The organism is Streptomyces sp. NPDC053541 (assembly GCF_044544705.1).
In the GTDB taxonomy this organism is placed as follows: Bacteria; Actinomycetota; Actinomycetes; order Streptomycetales; family Streptomycetaceae; genus Streptomyces.
In genome coordinates this window covers 22,356-39,677 of record NZ_JBITXM010000005.1, presented here as the reverse complement: position 1 = coordinate 39,677, position 17,322 = coordinate 22,356, and the positions used below count along the sequence as shown (strand labels likewise).

The window sequence follows — 17,322 nt, the reverse complement described above, 5'->3', positions numbered from 1 at the left end:
GGCTGGCTGCCGCGAGGGCGGCCCGCGTCTGCGGGCGACCCTGTGGCGTGCCGTGCAAGAAATTTCAGGATCACTGCAAAAAGTTGCGTCTCGGCTCTTGACGGGCTCGACGGCGGCGATCCATCGTCGAGTCACCCCTTCCTGGCGACGGACAGCCGCCTGTCCCGCTCCGTCGCGGGCCCGAACCGCCAGGTCGGTGTGCGATGACGCCCGCCTCCGGCCGCCGCGACACGACGCCAGGCGTCTCGTCATTCGTCCTTGAGCCGCACGTCGCAGGAGACAGCATGACCGGCACCTTTGAACCCAGGATTTCCCTGCCTCGCGTGGCACCGGACCCACGGCCGCCCACAGCCGGGCCCGGAGGGTGGGCCCCGAACATGCTGCCGGTTTGGCTCGTCACGATGCCCACCGTTGCCGGAGACGGTGCTCGTGGAGTGCAGTGGTTCGCCGTCCGGGCCCACACGCCGGCTCAGGCCATAGCGGACGCGGTCCGGCACGCGGGGAGCACTCAAGCGGTCCTGCGGAGGCGAGGGGCTCACATCTGCATCCGGGAGGCCCACGTCGCCCCCTGGCACACGTGAGCCCCTGCCCTACCGCGACTCCGCGTCGGGTGCGGGTTCATCGCCTGGTGAGAGTGTGATGTCGCACCACACCTGTTTGCCGCCGCTTATGGGGACTGAGCCCCAGGCCGCGGACATCTCCGACACGAGGAGGAGGCCGCGTCCGCCGGTTGACTCCCAGTCGATGTTCTCGGCTCTGACCGGTGCGCGGGGGGAGGCGTCGTTCACGGCGACGCGCAGCCGGTCGCCGGTCAGCGTCAGATCGAGCCGGACCTCGCCCTGTGTGTGTGCGACGGCGTTGGTGACGAGCTCGGAGACCACCAGGAGCACAACGTCGATCTCCTCCGTCACGGACCAGGCGCGCAAGGTGCGGGCGGTGAAGCGGCGCGCGTGCATGACGGCGTCGGGGAGCCGCCAGACCGCCCAGCGGGCGCGGATCGGCCGGACCTGCATGCCGTCGTAGCGCAGGATCAGCACCGCCACGTCGTCGTCCCTGGGGCGCGTGCCGGCGACGAGTCGGTCGGCCACCCGGTCGGGGTCGGCCGGGTCGGCGACGGCGAGCAGCTTGCTCGCGGCCTGCATCCCCTCGCTCAGGTGGAGGGTCGCCGATTCCACCAGCCCGTCCGTCAGGAGTGTGATGAGCGTGCCCGGCGAGAGGCTGAGCTGGGTCATCGGGAACTCGCCGTCGGCGATCACGCCGAGCGGGGGTCCGCCCTCGATCCGCGGCTCCTCGACCGTGCCGTCGGGCAGCCGAAGCAGCGGCGGCAGATGCCCGGCACGGACGGCCCAGGCGGTCCCCTCCTCCATGTCCAGGTCGACATAGGCGCAGGTGGCGAAGAGGTCGGTCTCCATGCTGACGAGCAGTTGGTTGGCATGGGAGACCACGACGTCGGGCGGGTGGCCCTCGACGGCGTAGGCCCGGATGGCGGTGCGCATTTGCCCCATGATCGTGGCGGCAGCGGCGCTGTGGCCCTGTACGTCGCCGATGACCAGCGCCACGTGGTTGTCGGAGAGCGGAATCACGTCGTACCAGTCGCCACCCACTTCGAGGCCTGCGGTCGCGGGCAGGTACCGTGCCACGGCCACCCCTCCGGGCAATGTCGGCAGCGTGCGGGGGAGCAGGCTGCGCTGCAGCATCGTGGCGAGCTCGTGCCCGGCGTCCAGGGCGTGGGCGCGGGCCAGGGCCTGGCCGACCATGCCCGCGGTCGCGGTCAGCAGGGGCCGGTCCCCACGGCCGAAGGGGTGCTCATCGTCCCATCCCACGAGGCACACCCCGACCGTCCGGCCGTTGGCGGGCAGCGGCAGGACGGCGAGGCCGCCGGGCCCGACACCCTTCAGCTCGGGTTCGAGTTCGCTGCCCGCCGGCCAGAGGCTGACGTGTCCTTCCCGCAGGGCGTGCCGCAGCGTCGGCAGGGCGTGGCAGGACGCGTCGGGCCATTCCGAGCGCCATTCCGCGCGCCACGACCGGGGCCAGGCGTCCGGCTCGGGCGGGTCGAGGACGGTCACCACGAGGCGGTCGCCCTCCAGCTCGGCCACCGCCACCCGGTCGGCATCGAGCGGGGCCCGCAGCGAGTCGACCACCACCGCGCCGACGTCGCGGACGGTGGTCGCGCCGGCCAGTGCGGCGGACAGCCGTTGCACGAGGGACACGTCATCGGCGCTGGGCCGCAGATGCGTGGCGTCGCCCACGAGGCCCAGCATGCGTTGCGGCCTGCCGTCGGGGCCGGCGAGAACGCGGCAGCGCAGGCCCAGCCACCGCAGTTCACCGTTGCGGCGGCGAATTCTGAAGGCGAGCTTCTGGTCGGAGCCGGTCTGGTGAGGCTCCACGATCGACAACAGGGCGGGGGCGTCGTCCGGGGCGGTGCACTCGAGCAGGGCCGAGACGTCGCCGTCGAAGTCCTCCGGGGGAATGCCGAACAGGTCCAGCACGGGCGTGTCCGCGTCCATGTGCCCCGTGGCCAGGTCGAGCACGAAACAGCCGCCGTGCGTGGGCCCGGGGGCGGGCTTGAACGGGGCAGCTGTCTCGGTGCCGGCGGTGACGGCGGTGACACGGGCCGCTGCAGCCTCGAATCCCGCGGCCGCCTGGTCCGCGTAGAGTTCGAGCAGCGTGCGCTGGTCGGCGGTGAAGCCGCGGCCCTCGGCCCGGCTGACCACGAGCAGGAAGCCGAGCGGACGGGCCTCCCCGCCCAACGGGAGCGCGCCCGTCGAGATGGTGTCGGCCTGGGCCGTGCCGTTCGCACCTTCGGGGGCGAGACCTCGTAGGCCGTATCGGGCGCTGTCGTGGGCGGTGAGCCACAGGGCCTGGCCGGCCCGGCAGGCGTCGGCCATGGGGGAGTGGTCGGTGACGGAGTACGCGCCGGCGACGGGGTGGGCACCGTCGGCGATGTCGAGCACCTCCGCGAGGCGGAATGCGTCGCCACCCTCCGACAGCACGTAAACGGCGGCGAACCCGACACCGCAGGATGCAAGAACCTTCCCGTCCACGATCACGCACCACCTCCGTACGCCCGTGCCCGCCGGCCTTACTCCATGTTCCATGCGCCAGGTGGCGGCAGCCAATCAGTGTGGTCACCGCGGCAGGGCCGATCCGACGGCGCGGACCGGCCAGGGGGTGGTGGGCGGCCTCCGCCGGTGATCAGGTGTGGGTCATGGATTCCCGAACGGGCACGGGTCGACTGCGACCGGGTCAGGATCCGGCATCGGAGCGGAGGGCAGGGCGAGTGCGGCGCGACAGGGAGTCGGTGATGACGGCGATCATGAGGATGCCCGCGGTGATCGCGATCTGGACGGCCCCGCGCAGTCCCAGGAGCGCCATACCGGAGGCCACCGACTGGATGACCAGGCTGCCGAGCAGCGCGGACCAGGTGCGGCCCCGTCCGCCGAAGAGGCTGGTCCCGCCGATGACGGCCGCCGCGACCGCGTTGACCAACAGGACGAGAGTGGGCGAGCCCGCGCCGACGGTGCTGGTCCGTGAGGCCAGGAAGAGGCCGCCGAGCGCGGCCATCGTTCCGGAGACCATGAACACCGAGATCTGGACCGCCACCACATGGAGTCCGGCACGTCGAGCTGCCTCGACGCTGCCGCCCTGGGCGTACACCGTTCGGCCGTACGAGGTGCGACGCAGCACGTAATCCAGCCCTGCCACGACGAGCAGGAAGATCAGCAGCGCCAGCGGCAGCCCGCGGTACTGGTTGAGCACGGCGGCGCCCGCGAAGGCGAAGACGCCCAGTACGGCCGCGCGGGCCGCGATCTCACCGACCGACCACGAGGCCGCGCCGGAGGCACGGTGGTACCGCGCCCGCCGGTACGAGGCCAGGAAGTAGGTGCCGGTGACCACCGTTGCGAGGCCGTAGGCGGCTGCGGGGTGGCCGAAGTGGTGGCGGCTCAGCGTGGCGACGAACCCCTCGTCATCGAAGATGATGGTCCCGCTGCCGCCCAGGACGATGGACAGTATGCCGCTCCAGCCGAGCGCCGCGGCAAGGGTCACCGCGAAGGACGCCACGCCCAGCCGGGCGAAGATGACGCCGTGCAGGGCTCCGGCCGCGCAGCCGGCCGCGACCGCCAGGAGTACGGCGAGACCCTCCGGCACGCCGTGGTGGACGTTCAGCACGGCGAACAGGGCGGCCGTGAAGCCGCTGAGCGCTCCGACCGAGAGGTCGATCTCGCCGATGAGCAGCACGAAGACGAGACCGGTGGCGATCAGGCCCGTGCCGACGATGTCGACGCTGAGGTTGGAGAGATTGCGAGGGGAGAGGAAGCCGGCGTCGAGGATCTGGAAGACGGTCCAGATGAGGATCAGGACGACGATCGCGGGCACCGGCCCGAGACCTCCTGCGAGCAGTCTGTTCCGCCGGGCTTCGAGGTGGCTTCGCACGCCCTGCTCACGCAGGGTGCGAAGCCGGCCGGCGAGAGTGCGGGCGGGCGCGCTCACCACACCACCTGCTGCTTCCCCAGGGCTCGGACCGGGACGGTGTCCCCGGCGCTGCCCGAACGGCGGGCCGGTCGGGTTCCCGCGGGTGCGTGGCTCACGATCCGTCGTCCTTCCGCTCCGCGGTGCGGTGGGCGACGGCGTGGTCCGTGGCACCGGTGATGGCGGAGATGATCAGTTCCTGGGAGGCGGTGTGCACGTTGAACACGCCGTTGTTGCGTCCCAGTCGGAGCACCGCGACCCGGTCCGCGACGGCCTTGATGTCGCCCATGATGTGACTGATGAACAGAATGCCGAGGCCGCGGTCCCGCAGCCCTTCGACCATGTCGAGGAGCTGATTGGTCTGCCGTGTGCTCATGGCCTGCGTCGGCTCGTCCAGTAGGAGAAGGTCGGGCTCCCTCAGCAGCGCCCGGGCGATCGCCACGATCTGTCGCTGGTCGGAGGAGAGCGAAGCGACCGGGACGCGGGCGTCGGGGATGCGGATCGACAACGAGTCCAGCAGGCTGCGGGTCCGGCGCCCCATCTCCATCTCGTCGAGGACACCGCGCCGGCGGATCTCCCCGCCGAGGAAGACGTTGCCCACGACATCGACGTTGTCGCACAACGAGAGGTCCTGATAGACGGCGGAGATCCCCAGATTCCGGGCATGCTGGGGGCGGCTGAGCTGTACCGGACGGCCCTTCCAGCTGAACTCGCCCCCGTCGGCGGGCTCGACGCCGGCGATCACCTTCACCAGCGTGGACTTGCCCGCGCCGCTGTCCCCCATCACCGCCACCACCTCGCCCGCGTGGATCTCCAGGTCGATGTCGGTGAGCGCGCGGACGGCGCCGAAGGACTTGACGACGCCGCGCAGGGTGAGCAGGGGTGGAGCCGACACCTGGCTCATCTCGACCTCTCCCGCCATGAGTTGATGAGACCTGCCTTCTCGCAGGCCGGCCGGTACTTCGGGGTGCAGATCTCGCTGATGGTGTACATGCCGTCCCGGACCACGGTCTCCCTGACGTTCTCGACGGTGACCAGAGTGGGCGCGAGCTTGACGCTGGGGACGTTCCGTGCCGTGTCGGTGCTGATGGTGCCGGTGGCTATGGCGCGGAGGGATTCCCCGTGGCCCAGGGCGAGTGCCATGTCCACGGCAGCGTCCGCCTGCCGCCGGTAGGGCTTGTAGATGGTCATGTACTGCTCACCGTCGACGATGCGCTGCACCGCCGAGAGGTCGGCGTCCTGGCCCCCCACCGGCGGCAGCGGGTCCATGCGCGCGCCCTTGAGCGCGGAGATCACTCCGGCGGCCAGCGCGTCGTTGGCGGCCCAGACGGCATCGATCTCGTCGACACCCAGGTCGGCAATGGCGCCGACCATGATGGCGTAGGCGTTCTCCGGGGTCCATCCCGGCGTCACGTACGTCTTGCTGACGTGAGCTCCCGCCCGCTCGAGCAGCGACACCGCCACATGGTCGGGGTTCCACAGGGGCCCTTCCACCCGGACGATCCGTGCCCCGTCGGCCCGGTTGCCGAGACCGTCGAGCAGCCCCTCACCCTGGAGGGTGCCGATGGCGTCCGCGTCGAAGGAGACGAATCCTGAGATCGGTCCCTCGGCGGCCCGGTCGTAGGACACCACCGGGACGTCCAACTCCGCCGCCTCCGTGATCAGATCACGGAGGTAGGCCTCTTGGACCGGGTCGAGGATCAGCACGTCGACGCCCTGGGTGAGCATGGCGTTCATCTGCCGGTGCTGGATCTGGGCGTCGTTTTCCGCATTGGCATAGCGAATCGTGCACGCCCCGCACCGCTCCTTGATCGCTTGCTCGATCAGGGGCCGATCGAAGGTCTCGTAGCGGCTGGTCTCCGTCTCCGGGAGCAACACGCCGATAGTGAGATCGTCTCGGCCGGTGCCGCTTGTTCCGGCGCCACCGGTGGTGCTGCACGCAGTGCTTGCCAGAACGAGGGCAGCGGCCACGGCGAAGCCGGATGTCCATGGCTTCATCCGGGACCTCCGCCGGCATCGCTTCTGGCAAGGACCACCCTCGCTCGACTGTTATCGCCCACTTTATCCGTTTTGAGGCTCCGGAGGGCGTGACGACCATCGGTCCGGGGATGCCACCTGGATGCCGCCGACGACGAGATCCTTCGCAGCCTTGGTTCAGGCGCAGCCCCTGGCACCTTCCGGCCCGCGCGGTCACCGTTACCGCGGCGTCATCGCCACTTCGACGGCCACACCCCGGCCGAGGTGTCGGTCAGACATGCAGCGACGCGTCCGCCGATCCCTGGGTGAAGCGGGTGAAGCGCACCCGTAGGCCTTCCCGCTGGGGAGAACAGCAGAAGGGCCCTCCCCGTGCGTCGGCGTCCGGCGCGAGGGGTGCCAGTCTGACCATCTGCCAGGCTCCGTCCTCACAGCGCGCTCTTACCGTCACTGCGTCGTCGGCGCGGCTTGCTCGAAGGGTGACGCGACGCCCGAGCCAGTCGGGGACGGGAGACAGGGACCAGTCCGACTTCCCGGCCGTGACCACCGCGCCCACGTGCGGAACGCCGTCGGTCATTTCGACGCCCGCCTTGATCCACGTTCCCTCGTCCACGCGCACCATGATTCCTGCCTGGTCATAGAGCGTCTCGAACTCGGCCACGAAGGTCACTTCCATGGCCGACCCGACAGGAAACTCTGCCAGGAGTGCGTGACCGTCATCCTTCACGAAACCGTAGCTGGTGGTACGCCAGAAGTCGCTGCGATCCCTGGTGGTCACGACGAGCTCGCCACCGTCCGTCTCGGTCCGTAGTGGTGGGTTCAGCCACTTGGCGTCTGCCCAGTCGATCACACGCTGTCCGTCCATCTAGCGCACACCCCGTTCTCATCCCGCCCGGGCGAACCCGTGCCACACCCGGGCTCGTTGAAAGTTTCAGCAAGATTATTCAACCCTGTGGTCGTCTTGCTGCACCAGTGCGCGCTTCCCCGCACCGGGCCGGCGCCAAGGCGACTCGACGTGATCGCCGCGGCCGACTCCGCGGTCACCCGGGGATCTCGATGCGTTCGAGGATGGATCGTCGTCTTGATCCGGCGCCGGCGGAGGTCGGTCCCGAAGGTCCGCTGTCCAGCGGGCGCCGGTCTCGTGCGACGTCCCCACGCGCGTGTCCTGCCCGAACGATTCCCTCCGGCTGCCGGACGTCCCGGACGTTCCGGACGTCCGGGCCGGACACCCGGTGCCTTCCTGTCCGGCGGATGGTTACGGGAACGCGTGAGGGCGGCGGGTGGTCACCGCCTGCCCCCGGCCACCGGGCAGGCAGGCTCCGCTGAGGACCACGGCGTGCAGACCGTACGCGGCTCGGCCGTCCCTGTCGCCGTCCCCGTCCCCGTCGCTGTCGTCCGTGACCGACTCGGCCATCAGCGTCCGGGTGGTCCAGGCGGCGTCGCGCAGCGTACGGTGGCTGAGCGTCATGCCCCGCGCCGCCGCCGTCCCGCCCTCCGTGCCGATCACGACCGCTGCGTCGCGGTCCGTGCGGGCGGTCATCTCGAAGTGCTGGGGCCAGAAGGCGACTTGGTCGAGGAAGTCGGGACCGGCCTGGACGAGCGTGGTGTCACCGGTCCAGGCCACGCGTGCCGCGTTCGCGTCAGGCGCGGCGAATACGAGCTTGGCCCCGCAGGCGTCGTCCTGGGCGCGTGCGTCGTGGCGCGGTCCGCGGGGGTACAGCGGTACGACGATCGCGCCGGCGCGCAGGGCGCCGAAGAAGAGCACCGCGTAGACGGGGCCGTAGGGCAGGCGCAGTCCCACCCGGAATCCGGGCCCCACACCGTGGGCGCGCATCCCCCCGGCCGCCCTGGCGCTGAACTCGTCCAGCTCCGCATAGGTGAGGGTGCTCCCCTCGCCGCACACGGCCGGTCGATGAGGGTGTCGCTCGGCTGCTTCCACCAGGGCGGTGGCCAGGTTGCTCACGTCGGATCGCTTTCATCAGGAGGACGCGCGGACTACGACCTGCAGAACGCGCCCTGATCCGGGGAGGTGCGCAAGATCGGTAGCCCTCGCGCGGAGATACGTATGGCTGCCGGACGCATACGTGCACGTACGTGCCTCCCGCCCCGCACGGCGGTCGCGCCGGCCGCCCGGACACCCGCTCGAAGGGGGGCCGGTGCCCGGCACCGCCGTACAAGGCGCGCTTCGACATGAGAACCTCGCGGTTACGCAGAGGGAGGATGTCGTGACGCAGTGGACATGGGCGCGGGCGGGTGCGCGGAACGAGACGACGGGGTTCATCGGCCGGGTGGCCGAACTGGACGCCGTCCGCAGGGCGGTGACGCAGGCGCGCGTGATCACGCTGACCGGTCCGGGCGGTGTGGGGAAGACGAGGGTCGCCGTGCGGGCGGCGCACCAGTTGGCGGTCGACTTCCCTGACGGCGTCTTCATCACCGAACTGAGCGGGCTGCGCGACGCCGAGTTCCTGCCCAACACGGTGGCCTCGGCCGTCGGCCTGCCCGAGATCGCCTCGCAGGAGCCGATGGACCAGCTGATCGACCACTTCGCGGAGAAGCGGACCCTGCTGGTCCTCGACACGTGCGAGCACCTCGTCGAGGCCATGGCCGTGTTCGTCGACATCCTGCTGAGCCACTCGTCCGGCCTCGTGTTCCTGCTGACCAGCAGGCAGCCGGTGGCGCTGCCCGGCGAGTGCGTGCTGCCGATCCTGCCGATGCCCAGCCCGGACGCGGACTCCAGCGAACAGGAAAGCGACGCGCTCGCACTCTTCGTCGCCCGCGCGAAGGCCGCCCTGCCGTCCTTCGGGCTGCACGACGACAACCGGGCCGAGGTCATCGCGCTGTGCCGGCGCCTGGACGGCATCCCGCTGGCCATCGAGCTGGCCGCCGTCCGGCTGAGGACGATGCCCCTGGAGCAGATCCTCGGGCGTCTGGACGACCGGTTCAAGCTGCTGTCCGGAGTCCGCACCGCGCAGGCGCGCCATCACGCACTGCGGACCACGATCGAGTGGAGCCACGATCTGTGTTCGGCGCCGGAACAGGAACTGTGGGCCCGGCTCTCGGTGTTCGCCGGCGGGTTCACGCTCGCGGCGGCCGAGGAAGTGGGGTCCGGAGGCGAGTTGGCGGACCTGGACGTCCTCGACCTGCTCGGCGCCCTGGTCGACAAGTCGGTGCTGCAGCGGGTGGAGGGGGTCGCCGAGTACCGTTACCGGATGCTCGACACCCTTCGCGAGTACGGTGCCGAGCGATTGGAGTCGAGCGGCCGGACCGAGGAGTACGCGCGCCGCCACCAAGAGTTCTTCCTGCGGATGGCGCAACGCGCGGGCGAGGAGTGGATGGGCGACCAGCAGGTCGAGTGGGGGAACCGGCTCGCCGCGGACTTCGACAACTTCCGCGTGGCCATGGATTTCGCCATCGCGCACCCCGGCGATGAGGCGGGACTGCGGCTGGTGAACGGCCTGTGCGGCTTCTGGCTGGGCAAGAGCAAGCTCACCGAGGGCCGACGCTGGATCGACCGGGCCCTGGCGGCGGCCGGGCCGGAGCCGAGCCTCGAGCAGGGCATCGCACTGTGCCAGGGCTCCTACTTCGGACTGGTCCAGGCGGACCGGACCGTGTGCGAGACGGTACGGCGGTGCAGGACCGTGTCGGAGGTCCTGGACGACGATTTTCTGCGCGCGCGGGCGATGTACGTCGAGGCGTACGAGATGCTCATGTGGGGCGGCGACATCGAGCGCACCATGGCGTCGTACGACACGACACGCCGCCTGCTCAGGGCGTCGGGCGATCTCTTCCCCCTCGCGGCCAGCTACATCAACACCGCGCTGTGCCACGCCGCGCACGGAGAGCCGGGGCGAGCGCTGCGCGAGGTGGAGGAGGGGCTCGCGGCTCTGGCCCACATCCCCCACGAGCGGTGGGCGCGCAACTACCTGACGATCGCGCGGGTGCTCGCGCTGTGGGCGATCGGCAGGCCCGCCGAGAGCCGGTCGACGGGGCTCCAGGTGCTGCCCTCGGCCCTCGACCAGGGGGAGACGATGAGTCTCGCGGCCACACTGGAGTTCCTGGCCTGGTCCGCCTGCGAGCTGAAGGAACACGAGCACGCCACGATGCTGCTCGGAGGTGCCACGACGCTCTGGCGTCAGGTCGGCACCGCGCTCTGGGGTGTGCGAGCGCTGAACAGGCAGCACACCGAGATCGAGAACACCCTGATGGTCGGCCTCGGCGCTGAGCGGTTCACCCAGGACTACACCCATGGCGCTCGGCTGCCGGTGTCTCAGCTGGTCGACATCGCCTGCGGGCACGGGCAGGGCGCCGATGCCGTCCCACCACCGCCGGAGGGCGACGGCAGCGCGATGGGCCCGCTCACCCCGCGCGAGCGCGAGGTCGCCGCCCTGATCGGTGACGGCCTCACCAACCGCGAGATCGCCGAGCGCCTCGTCATCTCCAAGCGCACCGCGGACACCCACGTCGAGCACATCCTGACCAAGTTGGGGGTCGCTTCGCGCGTGCAGATCGCCGCGGTCGTCGGCCCCCGGAAGCCCGCGGATGCCTGAGGCTGCCTGAGGACGCTCGGCGCGGCTCCCTCCCGGGCCGTCGCCGCGCCGCTTCGGTGAGCGGTACGCCCCACAACGGGTGCGGGGCCCACCCCGCCGGCGCCGGCGTCTACCCTTGCCCGCGAACCCTCCGCACACCTCCCGGAGCAGCCGCCATGAAGATCGCCCGACGGCGCGGTGGACGGGCCGAGATGTTCGTGACCGACGAGCCGTGGGATCCCGCGTACGCCGAGCGCTTCGCGGACGGAACGTGCGACACCCTGGTGGTCGGCTCGCCCCTGCGCCGCGGGGCGGGGCCCGACCTCGGCTTTCTGCCCGGCCTCGTCGGGCTGCGGGGGCTGCGGGTGCTCAACGGGGTCGCGGACGTGTCCCTGGTGGCGGGGTGCGTGGAACTGGAGCGCCTGTCACTGCCGGGCTCCGTCACCCGGGACGTGGACCTGTCCGGCCTGACGCGCCTGCGCGAGGCGGAGGTCCCGTGGACGGCCGGGGCGCGCAGCCTCCCCGTGCTGGCGGGGGTCGAGGACCTCGTGGTCACGGGCTGGCGGGGCGAGGCGCTGGCCGTGCTCGGCGCCAAGCCGGTGCTGCGGACGCTCAGGATCGAGTCCGTCCGGGGCCATGTCACCAGCATGGAAGGGGCCGGCCGCCTGCCGGTGCTCGACGCGCTGCGCTGCTACGACGGGCAGCTGGTCCGTGCCGAGCTGTTGACCGGGGCGACGGCCCTGACGGACGTGTCCCTGCTGTCCGCGCGCCCCGGGGCGATCGCCTTCGTCGCCGGCCTGCCCCGGCTGCGGCGCCTGGAGCTGGAGAACAGCGCCGACATCGCCTCGCTCGGCCCGGTCGCGTCCCATCCCGCCCTGCGCGAGGTGATCCTCTCCGGGACCACCCGGGTGGCCGACGGGGACCTCTCGCCGCTGCTCGCCAACCCGGGGCTGCGCTTCGTGGCCGTCGAGCACGGGCACGCGCACTACACCCACGCGCCGTCGGAGGTCCGCAAGGGCTGACGGCGCCGGGTGCGGCGCTCGGGGACGGGCGGGCTCAGTCCGGGCCGCTCCAGTCGAAGGGGAAGTACTTGCTCGACTTCCCGCTGCGGTCCCAGGAGAAGCCGAAGGCGTCGGCGCGGTCGACCGTGGCCCGGCCCCAGGTGGCGACCTGGCCCTCGCCGACCTCGGAGCCCGGGGCGTTGCGGACCTCGACGCGGGCGCCGTCCGGGGTGGTGGGACCGGTGAGGGCCTCGGCGGTCGCCGTGACCTTGCCGGGGATCTCGGCCTGCCAGGAGCCCAGGTCCTCGTCGATCTCCACGTGGATCGGCACCACGTCCATGCCCCGGACCTCGGGGTGGAACATCGCCCCGAACTGCGCCGGCCAGCCGCCCGCCTCGCCGCCGAAGACCGCCCCGAGCGCGGCGCGCTGCTCGTCGTCGGCGCGCTCGTCGAGGAAGACCGCGGCGTACGGGTCGCTGTGGGCGCCGGCCCAGACGTTGCCCTCGAAGGAGCCGAGCATCAGGACGTTGAGGCCGTCGAGCCGCACGTCACCGAAGTTGCCCTCCCGGATGTGCCAGACCAGTACGCCCTCGCAGTCGCCGTACGTCGGGGGCTGCGCGAACGTGCACGGGCAGGGGATGGCGCACTTGCACACGTCGAACCAGTCGCCGCTCACATGCCACCGTGTGCCGGTGGTGGCCTGCTCTGTCATCTCGCTTCCTCCAGCCGAGCTCCGAGGAGCTCACTCGGAGTGGCGAGGCCGCGCGTCCGAGCCCGTTCCGGGGATCGGAAGACGGTCTCCCTTCCAGCATGCACCCCCTTCCCCCGCCGGGAAACCGCGGTCCGCCGCCCCGGAGGCACCATCGACGCGCCACGGCCCGTACGCAAGACTGGCCCCGCTCCGAGCGCCTCCCGGCCGTCGTCACGCACGCGTGAAAGGACTTCTGTGGCTTCCCTGCGCGCCGCCCTCGCCCTTCCCCTCGCCGCACTCTCCCTCGCCCTGGTGGCGGCCCCGACCGCCCCCGCGGCGGCCGCCGGCACCGGCGCCGTCACCCCCACCGTCGAGGAGGCCCGGCTCGACCGGGCCGCGCCCCGGGAGATCCTGCGGCGCAGCGGATTCGCCGCCCTGGCACCCGAGTTCGCCCGCGCCCTGGACCGGGCCGGCTCCTTCGCCGCCGCCGAGCAGGTGGTCGGCCGGTACGGGGCGGGTCTCTGGCGGCGGGCCGTGGAGCGGGCGCAGGGCCGGGGCGACGCGGGCGGCGACCTCTCGCGGGACGACGACCGGCCCCTGTACTGGGCGCGGATCGCGCTCACCCGGGAACTGCGCGCCTGGGAACCCGGGTTCACGGTCACCGAGGAGGGCCGGGCGAGACTGCTCGACCGGCTCGAACGCTCCTCGCGCGGCCAGGACTCGCTCCGCTTCCCCGACCGGACGGAGGGGAAGGCAGGCCAGGGCGTGAAGCGGATCCTGCTGACCGGCTTCGACCCGTTCACCCTCGACCGGGACACCCGCATCAGCAACCCCTCCGGGGCCACCGCGCTCGCCCTGGACGGCACCTGGCTGCGCACCGCCGACGGCTCGCTCGCCCGGGTCGAGACGGCCGTCTTCCCGGTCCGCTGGCAGGACTTCGCCGACGGCACGGTCGAGCGCACCCTCGGCCCCCGCCTGCCGGACGTGGACCTCTTCACCACGGTGAGCCAGGGCCGGCCGGGCCGGTTCGACATCGAGCGGACCAACGGCGCCTGGCGCGGCGGCTTCCCCGACAACGAGAACCTGTCCCGTACGGAGACGGTGCCCGTCGACGACCCGGCCACCCAGCCCCAGTGGACGTCGACGACCCTGCCGTACGCGGCGATCACGGCGGCGCCCACCGGCCGCTTCCCGGTGTACGACAACACGTCGGTGACCGAGCTCCCGGCGGGCGGCGACACGCCCGTGGTCCGGCCCGACGGGCCGACGCCGGGCTCACGCGCCCGGGCGGGCGGGGGCGGGAACTACCTCTCCAACGAGATCGCCTACCGCGCCACCCTGCTGCGCGACCGCCTCGGCCTGACCCGGCTGCCCGGCGGCCACGTGCACACGCCGGTCCTCCAGTTCGGCCCGGACAACACCGACCCGGCGACCGGCACGGTCACCGACCCCGTGTTCGTCCGCAACCGGCTCGACATCATCGCGCAGGTGCGGGCGATCCTCGCCGTGGCCGCCGGCGCCCGGTAGGTCTCTGCGGCCGTGGCGCGGGCGGGCCCGGGGCGGGATGCTGGAGGGAGGAGCGCCGTGCGGCCCCGCCGCGCGGCCGGCCGCACGAGGAGGCAGGCCATGACACGGCACCTGGAGTGGAAGGTCGGCCTGGACCTGGTCGAGGACGGCGGCAGGACGAAGGCGGAGGCCCGCCTGGACACCGGCACGTCCACCCTCACCGGGCACGGCAGCGCCCGCTGCAACCCCGCGGACGTGGACGTGCCGGTGATCGGCGACGACCTGGCCGCGAGCCGGGCCATGAAGGATCTGGCCGGGAAGCTGATGAGGGAGGCCAACCGGGAGATGGAGGCCGCGGGCGCCGACACCGTGCCCCGGCGCACCGGACCCGGATACGGCTGGCCCGAGGCGGTCGAGTGACCGGCCGCCGGCCGCGGACCGCGCCCTCCCGGCCCGCCCGTGCCGCGCGCACCGGCGGGCCGGCGGCGTGCGCGCCCGCTCCCGCGCGGGGTCACTCCCCGGCGGGCGCGGCCTCGTCCTCGTAACCGAGCCGGTCCACGACCTCCACGACCCCGTCCACGTCCTCGCACAGGCGCACGAAGATCGGCGCCAGGCTCCGGCGGGGCAGGGTGCCGGTGAGGGTCACCCGGCCCTCGGACACGTCGATGTGCAGGGAGGCGGGGGACAGGCGCAGGATGCGGGTGACCACGTCCTCGACGATCTCCTCCTGGATCGCCCGGTCGCGGCGCAGGAAGAGCTGGAGCAGGTCGGTGCGGCTGAGCACGCCGATCAGGCGCCCCTCCGCGTCCACCACCGGCAGCCGCTTCACCCGGTGCCGCTCCATGTGCCGGGCCGCCTCGACCGCGGTCCAGGAGGGACGGGCGGTGACCACCGGGCTGGTCATCATCGCCTCGGCGGTGCTCGGGCCGTCCTTCGCGGTATGCCGCCGCAGCAGGTCCGCCTCCGAGACCACGCCCACCGGCCGGTTCTCCGCGTCGACGACCGGCACGGCGGTGATGCCGTACTCGTCGAGCAGCCGGGCGATCTCCTTGAACGGCGTTCCCGGCTGCACGGCGACCGCGGTCGGCGTCATGAGGTCGGCGACACTGCGGTGCCTCATCGTTCGGACCGTCCCTTCTCGACTCCTTTGTCCATGATCCCTCACGGACGCGGCACGGCGGACGGCGGGCCCCGCCGGGCCGCACGGACCGAACCGGCACGGACCCCCGCGCACCGGCCTCAGGCCGGGTCCAGCACCCGGCGCAGCGCCGACACCGCGTGGTCGCGGTGCTCGTCGAGCCAGCGCACCGCCGCCTCCTCGTCGCCCTCCGCGACCGCCGAGACGACCGCCCGGTGCTCGTGGACCGCCCGCTCGCGGTGCGGGTCCTCCGCGTAGTACAGCGCGCGGTAGGCATCGGTGGCGTCCCACAGGGTGGTGATCAGGCGCACCAGCCGGGGCATCCCGGAGGCCTCGATCAGCGTGAAGTGGAAGCGCCGGTTCGCCTCGGCCATCACGGCCACGTCCCCGGCCCGGGCGGCTCGCTCGACCTCCTCCTGGACCCGCTCCAGGGCGTCCGCGAGCCCGTCCGGGGCCCGGACCAGCGCGGTGCGCACCGCCTCCGTCTCCAGGAGCCGGCGGATCCGGTAGATCTCCTCCAGGTCCGCCAGGGACAACTCGGCGACGTAGTAGCCCCGGTGGACGTGGTGCACCACCAGACCCTCGGCCTCCAGGGCCTTGAGCGCCTCGCGCAGCGGCACCCGGCTCACGTCGAGGCGCGCCGCGAGCGCGTCCTGCCGGATCGGGTCGCCGGGCCGCAGCTCGCCGGTGGTGATGGCGCGCCGCAGTTCCGCGAGCACGAACTGCTGCGCGGTCGGGGGCCTGCGCCGCTCCGCCGTGCCGTCGCTCATCGTCCGGCCCCCTCTCCCGCCGGTGATCCGGCCGCTTGTGCCCCTCCCGTACGCGGTGCGTACCGGGCCAGTATCTCGGCGGTGTGCTCACCGAGCCGCGGGGGAGCGGAGCGGTAGACCGCGGGCGTGGCGCCGAAGGCGACCGGGTGGACCACCTGGCCCGGCCCGGCCGCGTCCGCCGGCACCCGCGGCGCCAGACCGAGCCGCTCGGCGAGCGCGAACGCCCCGCCCAGGTCGTTGATCGGCCCGCACGGCACCCCGGCCGCCGTGAGCTCCTCGAACCAGGCGTCGGCGGTGCGCTCGGCGAGCCGCCGGGACAGCTCGGCGCCCAGCTCCTCCCGGTGCGCGACCCGGGCCGTGTTGGTGGCGAAGCGCGGGTCGTCGGCGAGGGCGGGGGCGCCGATCCGCTCGCACAGGGCGCGGAACTGGCGGTCGTTGCCGACGGCCAGGACCAGCGGCCGGTCGCTCGCCTCGAACACCTCGTACGGGGTGATGCTCGGGTGCCGGTTGCCCAGGGCGCGCGGCACGACGCCGGCGGCCAGATGCGCGGCGGACTGGTTGGTGAGGGCGGAGAGCAGCGAGCCCAGCAGCGACACCTCGATCCGCTGGCCCTCGCCGGTGCGCTCCCGGTGCCGCAGCGCGGCGAGCACGCCCATGCCGGCGTGCAGCCCGGTGATGACGTCGACCAGCGCGACGCCCGCCTTCGTGCCGGGGCCGCCGGGCTCGCCGGTGACGCTCATCAGCCCGCCCATCGCCTGCACCAGCAGGTCGTAGCCGGGCAGCGCGGCGCCCCCGGCGGAGCCGAAGCCGGTCACCGAGCAGTAGACGAGGCCGGGATTGGTCTTCCGGACCTCCTCGTGGCCGAGGCCGAGGCGGTCCATGGTGCCGGGCCGGAAGTTCTCCACCAGGACGTCGGCCCGGTCCACGATCGCGCGGGCGGCGGCCAGGCCTTCCGGATCGGTGAGGTCCAGCGTCACCGAGCGCTTGTTGCGGTTCACCCCGAGGAAGTAGGTGGCCCGGCCGTCGTCCGCGAACGGCGGGCCCCACGCGCGCGTGTCGTCACCCGTGCCCGGCCGCTCGATCTTGACGACCTCGGCGCCCAGGTCGGCGAGGAGCATCGTCATGTACGGCCCGGCGAGCACCCGGCCGAAGTCGGCGAGGACGATCCCCGACAGGGCGCCGGCCGGGGCCGGATCCGCCTGCTGCGCGTGCATTCCGCTCTCCCTCACTGGTGGTCGGATCCAGC

At 72.5% G+C, this 17,322-nt stretch carries 14 protein-coding genes; 4 read left to right on the top strand and 10 right to left on the bottom strand.

Features of this window, described 5'->3' with window-relative positions:
• Nucleotides 1-590: 590 nt before the first annotated feature.
• The 6 genes from ACIGW2_RS13950 to ACIGW2_RS13925 form a co-directional block, all read right to left on the bottom strand.
• Nucleotides 591-2,993 carry a SpoIIE family protein phosphatase gene (locus ACIGW2_RS13950; protein WP_399843606.1) on the bottom strand — a complete coding sequence of 801 codons (2,403 nt, stop codon included), beginning with the start codon at nucleotides 2,991-2,993 and terminating at the stop codon, nucleotides 591-593.
• A 253-nt stretch (nucleotides 2,994-3,246) separates the two neighbouring features.
• Nucleotides 3,247-4,494, bottom strand: coding sequence for a sugar ABC transporter permease (locus ACIGW2_RS13945; RefSeq protein ID WP_391655100.1), 1,248 nt, complete (start codon nucleotides 4,492-4,494; stop codon nucleotides 3,247-3,249).
• A 91-nt stretch (nucleotides 4,495-4,585) separates the two neighbouring features.
• Entirely contained in the window at nucleotides 4,586-5,374 is a 789-nt protein-coding gene (locus tag ACIGW2_RS13940; protein WP_391655130.1) for an ATP-binding cassette domain-containing protein, read from the bottom strand.
• Nucleotides 5,371-6,348, bottom strand: coding sequence for a substrate-binding domain-containing protein (locus tag ACIGW2_RS13935; protein ID WP_399843603.1), 978 nt, complete (start codon nucleotides 6,346-6,348; stop codon nucleotides 5,371-5,373). Before ACIGW2_RS13935 ends, ACIGW2_RS13940 begins: the two co-directional genes overlap by 4 nt.
• A 370-nt stretch (nucleotides 6,349-6,718) precedes the next feature.
• Nucleotides 6,719-7,309, bottom strand: a complete 591-nt coding sequence (locus ACIGW2_RS13930) for a DUF1349 domain-containing protein (protein ID WP_391655102.1) — start codon at nucleotides 7,307-7,309, stop codon at nucleotides 6,719-6,721.
• A gap of 390 nt (nucleotides 7,310-7,699) precedes the next feature.
• Nucleotides 7,700-8,407 (bottom strand): AMP-binding protein, encoded by a 708-nt coding sequence (locus ACIGW2_RS13925; RefSeq protein ID WP_399843600.1) that lies wholly within the window; start codon nucleotides 8,405-8,407, stop codon nucleotides 7,700-7,702.
• Nucleotides 8,408-8,669: 262 nt separating this feature from the next.
• Here ACIGW2_RS13925 and ACIGW2_RS13920 point away from each other — a divergent pair, with 262 nt between their 5' ends.
• Together ACIGW2_RS13920 and ACIGW2_RS13915 are read left to right on the top strand one after the other, a co-directional pair.
• Nucleotides 8,670-10,991 carry an ATP-binding protein gene (locus ACIGW2_RS13920; RefSeq protein WP_399843598.1) on the top strand — a complete coding sequence of 774 codons (2,322 nt, stop codon included), beginning with the start codon at nucleotides 8,670-8,672 and terminating at the stop codon, nucleotides 10,989-10,991.
• A 155-nt stretch (nucleotides 10,992-11,146) separates the two neighbouring features.
• The gene (locus ACIGW2_RS13915) at nucleotides 11,147-11,992 is read left to right on the top strand and encodes a hypothetical protein (RefSeq protein ID WP_399843595.1); all 846 of its coding nucleotides are present in this window, start codon (nucleotides 11,147-11,149) and stop codon (nucleotides 11,990-11,992) included.
• Nucleotides 11,993-12,026: 34 nt separating this feature from the next.
• Here ACIGW2_RS13915 and ACIGW2_RS13910 read toward each other — a convergent pair whose 3' ends face one another.
• Entirely contained in the window at nucleotides 12,027-12,683 is a 657-nt protein-coding gene (locus ACIGW2_RS13910) for a DUF1326 domain-containing protein (RefSeq protein WP_399843593.1), read from the bottom strand.
• 234 nt (nucleotides 12,684-12,917) lie between these two features.
• Here ACIGW2_RS13910 and ACIGW2_RS13905 point away from each other — a divergent pair, with 234 nt between their 5' ends.
• Together ACIGW2_RS13905 and ACIGW2_RS13900 are read left to right on the top strand one after the other, a co-directional pair.
• Complete coding sequence (locus ACIGW2_RS13905; RefSeq protein ID WP_399843590.1) at nucleotides 12,918-14,189, top strand: pyroglutamyl peptidase; 1,272 nt, start codon at nucleotides 12,918-12,920, stop codon at nucleotides 14,187-14,189.
• A 99-nt stretch (nucleotides 14,190-14,288) separates the two neighbouring features.
• Entirely contained in the window at nucleotides 14,289-14,588 is a 300-nt protein-coding gene (locus ACIGW2_RS13900; RefSeq protein WP_361582278.1) for a DUF1876 domain-containing protein, read from the top strand.
• Nucleotides 14,589-14,679: 91 nt separating this feature from the next.
• Here the strand turns inward: ACIGW2_RS13900 and ACIGW2_RS13895 are convergent, their stop codons facing one another.
• From ACIGW2_RS13895 to ACIGW2_RS13885, 3 genes are all read right to left on the bottom strand, one after another.
• Nucleotides 14,680-15,288 carry a CBS domain-containing protein gene (locus ACIGW2_RS13895; protein WP_356074884.1) on the bottom strand — a complete coding sequence of 203 codons (609 nt, stop codon included), beginning with the start codon at nucleotides 15,286-15,288 and terminating at the stop codon, nucleotides 14,680-14,682.
• Nucleotides 15,289-15,407: 119 nt separating this feature from the next.
• Nucleotides 15,408-16,076 carry a GntR family transcriptional regulator gene (locus ACIGW2_RS13890; protein ID WP_399843587.1) on the bottom strand — a complete coding sequence of 223 codons (669 nt, stop codon included), beginning with the start codon at nucleotides 16,074-16,076 and terminating at the stop codon, nucleotides 15,408-15,410.
• Complete coding sequence (locus ACIGW2_RS13885) at nucleotides 16,073-17,290, bottom strand: CaiB/BaiF CoA transferase family protein (RefSeq protein ID WP_399843584.1); 1,218 nt, start codon at nucleotides 17,288-17,290, stop codon at nucleotides 16,073-16,075. Before ACIGW2_RS13885 ends, ACIGW2_RS13890 begins: the two co-directional genes overlap by 4 nt.
• Nucleotides 17,291-17,322 lie beyond the last annotated feature (32 nt).